This is a genomic window from Micromonospora sp. D75, from assembly GCF_018070405.1.
Classification (GTDB): Bacteria; Actinomycetota; Actinomycetes; order Mycobacteriales; family Micromonosporaceae; genus Micromonospora; species Micromonospora chalcea.
The window spans coordinates 1-3,877 of record NZ_JAGPXV010000570.1 but is presented as its reverse complement, the minus strand read 5'-3'; the positions used below and the strand labels follow the sequence as shown (position 1 = coordinate 3,877).

4 protein-coding genes are annotated in these 3,877 nt (G+C 72.1%); 2 read left to right on the top strand and 2 right to left on the bottom strand.

Annotated features, from left to right (window positions below):
- Together KBX39_RS25610 and KBX39_RS25605 are read right to left on the bottom strand one after the other, a co-directional pair.
- A partial coding sequence (locus tag KBX39_RS25610; protein ID WP_210872903.1) for an exopolysaccharide biosynthesis polyprenyl glycosylphosphotransferase occupies positions 1 to 1,311 on the bottom strand: 1,311 nt, incomplete at its 3' end.
- 109 nt (positions 1,312 to 1,420) lie between these two features.
- Positions 1,421 to 2,488, bottom strand: a complete 1,068-nt coding sequence (locus tag KBX39_RS25605) for an LCP family protein (protein ID WP_043326162.1) — start codon at positions 2,486 to 2,488, stop codon at positions 1,421 to 1,423.
- A 165-nt stretch (positions 2,489 to 2,653) separates the two neighbouring features.
- On the opposite strand from KBX39_RS25605, the gene KBX39_RS25600 reads away from it, so the two are divergent.
- Positions 2,654 to 2,953, top strand: coding sequence for a hypothetical protein (locus KBX39_RS25600; RefSeq protein WP_210872900.1), 300 nt, complete (start codon positions 2,654 to 2,656; stop codon positions 2,951 to 2,953).
- A 71-nt stretch (positions 2,954 to 3,024) separates the two neighbouring features.
- The coding region (locus KBX39_RS33885; protein WP_210872898.1) for an expansin EXLX1 family cellulose-binding protein at positions 3,025 to 3,877 on the top strand (853 nt) is incomplete at its 3' end.

The following is a 3,877-nucleotide window of genomic DNA, read 5'->3' as shown; positions in this document are numbered from 1 at the left end:
GCCGCTGACCTGCGCCAGCCCGGTGAGCCCGACCGGTACGCGGTGCCGCATCGCGTAGGTCGGGTACTCCACCGAGAACTTCTCCACGAAGTACGGCCGCTCCGGGCGGGGCCCCACCACGCTCATCTCACCGCGCAGGATGTTCCACAGTTGCGGCAGCTCGTCCAGCGAGGTGCGCCGCATGAACCGCCCGATCGGTCCGACCCGCTGATCGTGGGCGATGGACCAGGTCGTCTGCGACTCGTGCTCGTCCTCCGGGCGCATCGACCGGAACTTGATGACGTGGAACGGCTTGCCGAACCGGCCGATGCGCTCCTGCCGGAAGAACACGCCCCGGCCGCCGTCGAGGAACGTGGCGAGGGCGCAGAGCAGCAGCAGCGGGCTCAGCACCACCAGCGCGGTCACCGCGAAGACCACGTCCGAGGCCCGCTTGAGCCGCCACCGGGGGCCGGTGAGCGTGGTGTCGCCGATCTTGACGATCGGAATGGCGCCGATGTGGTCGGGGTAGCCGCCCTGCGACCGCGAGCCCCACAGCCGGGGCACCGCCCACAGGTCACACCGCGAGCTGGCCGGACGCAGCAGCGACTCCATCAGCTCCGACTCGGAGCAGTCCGGGTCGGCGATGACCAGGACCTCGCACTCCAGCATGTCGGTGAGCTTCTCCAGGTCGTCGATCGTGCCGATCAGCGGCAACGCCCCCATGCGGGGCCTCGACGGGGCGTCCACCGCGCCGACGAACCGCAGCCCGTACTGCGGGTGGCGGCGCAGCAGCCGGGCCAGCTCCCCGCCGATCGGACCGCCGCCGATGACGATGGTGTTGCGCTCCACCCACCGGCGCTTACGGGCCAGCAGGACGAGCCGGCTGTTCAGCGCACGCCCGACGATCACCAGGCCGGCGGAGAACGCGACGCCCTGGACGAAGCCGCTCACGTGCGGCACCGAGTCGTGCCGCAGCGCCGCGATGATCGCCACCACCGCGCCGGAGGCCAGCAGCCGCCCGCCGAGGCTCGGCAGCTCGTCCAGAATGCTGATGTGCCGGCGCGGCCGGTACAGTCCGCCCGCCGCGAAGAAGCCCACCGTCAGGGCCGCGTTGGCCAGCGTGCCGCGCCAGTAGTTCTGAGTCAGCAGCAGCGGCGCAAGCAGCGCCGCCACGTCGATGGGCGCGGTCACCATCCACGCGCGCACCCATCGGGTACGCGTCGACGCCCGCGACCCGGCGTAGGGCAGGACCGTTGTCGTGTCCAGGCCGCTGTTCATCGGCGGATCGCTCGACGGCGCGGCCGGATGCTCGAACGCCGGAAGGCGTGGCATTGTCGATCCTCCCCCGTGACGCCGCCGGCCCGGATGCGGAGACCGACGACGATCGCAGGATACGAGCGGCCCCGCCGCGCCGCCACCACCGGCATGGCAGATCGACGTCCTACTTTCCGCTGACGGCGAGAATCTCCGGGACCGAGTCGCGGCGGACCGCGTCGAACAGCGTCTTCGCGCGCGCCGGATCCGGGAACACGACGCTCTCGCTGCCGACCCGGCCGGTCCCCTTCACCGGGCAGGTGAAGAACGTCAGATTGCCGCTGCGCAGGCCACGCATCTCCATCGCGAGGTCCACCAGAGACAGTGATTTGTCGACGGCCACCGAGTTCGACGTGGCGCGGACGAACGAGTTGAGCTTCGCCGGGTTGGTCATCACCCCGCCCGAGGCGGCCTTGTCCAGAATGGCCTTGATCACCTGCTGCTGGTGCCGGATGCGGGCGAAGTCGCCGTCGGGGAAGGCGTGCCGTTCCCGCGCGTAGTCGAGCGCGGCGGCGCCGTCCATGGTCTGGCGGCCCTTCTTGAACGTCCGCGTGCCGATCAGCGAGTAGTTCGTGGTGAACCCCTTCTCCACGTCGATCTCGACACCGCCCAGCGCGTCGATGATCTCCTTGAAGCCGGCGAAGTCCACCATCGCCACGTTGTCCACCCGTACGCCGCTGAACTTCTCCACCGTCTGCACCATCAGCGGCACACCGCCCCAGGCGTACGCGGCATTGATCTTCGCGTCGCGACCGCCGCGACCCTCCTTCGACTTCGGGACGGCCGTCCAGGTGTCCCGCGGGATCGAGATGAGCTGGGCGCTCGACCGGTCCTTCGGCAGGTGGGCCAGGATGATCGTGTCGCTGCGCGAACCGCCGGTGCTCTCCGGGTCGCGGGAGTCGCTGCCCAGGATCATGATGTTCATGGCGCCCTTGACCTCGACCTGCGGGCGCGACTCCTCCGGTACGCCCTCGAAGGCGTCGACCCGTTCGATCGACTTGTCGACGGAGCGGTAGTACAGGCCGCCGGCCAGCGCGCCCCCGCCGGCGAGCAGCACCATCACGAGCAGCACGATCAGGGCGATCCGGCGGCCCCGGCGACGGCGCGGCGCCTTCTCCCGCACCGGCTCGCCCGCCTCCACATCGGAGACCCCGGAGCGGGCGTCGGAATCGGCGAGCTGATGGCGATCTGACATGCTGCGATGCTACTGATTCGCGCTGCGCCGCGGGGGGACCCTCGGACGGCAGGCGGTGGGCCTCGGCACCGGTCGGCGAGCCGCACGACCGGCGTGCCGGGCCTTGCCGTGAGGAGCGTCACGGATCGATGATGGTGGGGCAGCCAGGTCGACCGAGGAGTCGAGATGCAGGTTATCCACCAGCCCCGGGTGGCGTGGGACGCGGCCCGCGTCATCGGCGCGTCGATCCACGACGAGGAACTGTTCCGCTGGCTCTACCGTGTACTCGGCGATCTGCTCGGCCCCGCCACATGGTCGGCCCTCGACGAGACCCGCGACCGGGTCCGTTGGTCCGGCGACGAACGGATCCCGGTCGAGACCGGAGTGTGGCGCGTCCGCCTGGAGGACTCGCTGCGCGGACGCCCCGACCTCGCCGACGAGCTGGCCGGCATCGTCGCCACCGCCCGCGCGGTCCGGCCGTACTAGCCGCCGCGCCGGTTTAGCTTTCGCTTAGCTCGCTTGTCCGGCGGCACGCCGGTCCGGCAGCATCGACCGGCGTGACCGACGGCACCGTACCCCACCCGCCGACCGACGACCACGCGCCCGCCAGCCGTGCGGCCACGCGCCGTCGCCGGCTCGCCGCCGCCGGTCTGGTCACCGTCGCGGCGGCGGTCGCTGTCGCCCTCGCGGTACGCGGCGGCGCCGCCCCCGCCTGCGCGGCCCCGCCTCCACCCGCCGGCGTCCCGGTCCTGGCGGCGGGTCCACTCGGCGCCGCTCCGCCCGTCGGTGGGACGACCCGCAGCGGCAAGGCCACCTTCTACGACTCCGCGGGCGCCGGCGGCAACTGCTCCCGCCCCGCCGCCCCGGCCAACCGGATGTACGTCGCGCTCGGCCCGGGCGAGTACGCGGCCGGCGCCTCCTGCGGCGGGTTCCTCGACGTCACCGGTCCGCGCGGCACGGTCCGGGTGCTCGTCATGGACCAGTGCCCGGAGTGCGCCCCCGGCCACCTCGACCTGTCCGCGGAAGCGTTCGCCCGGATCGCCGACCCGGTGCAGGGCGTGGTGAAGGTCAGCTACCGGGCCGTGGTGAACCCGCCGCTGCCCGGGCCGCTCACCTTCCGCATGAAGGAGGGCTCGTCGCAGTGGTGGTTCGCCGTCCTGGTCGGTGACCACGGCAACCCGCTGCGCTCGGTCGAGGTCCGGCAGAACGGATCGTGGCGGGCGGCCCAGCGGCAGGACTACAACTACTGGCTGATCGATTCCGGCGCCGGCCCCGGCCCGTACACGATCCGGGTCACCGACGTGTACGGCAACCGCGCGACCGCCACCGGCGTCCGGATGCTCCCGGGCCAGGTGCAGCGCAGCGCGGTCCGGATGTACGGCGCGAAGCCCGCCGCCACCACGCCCACCC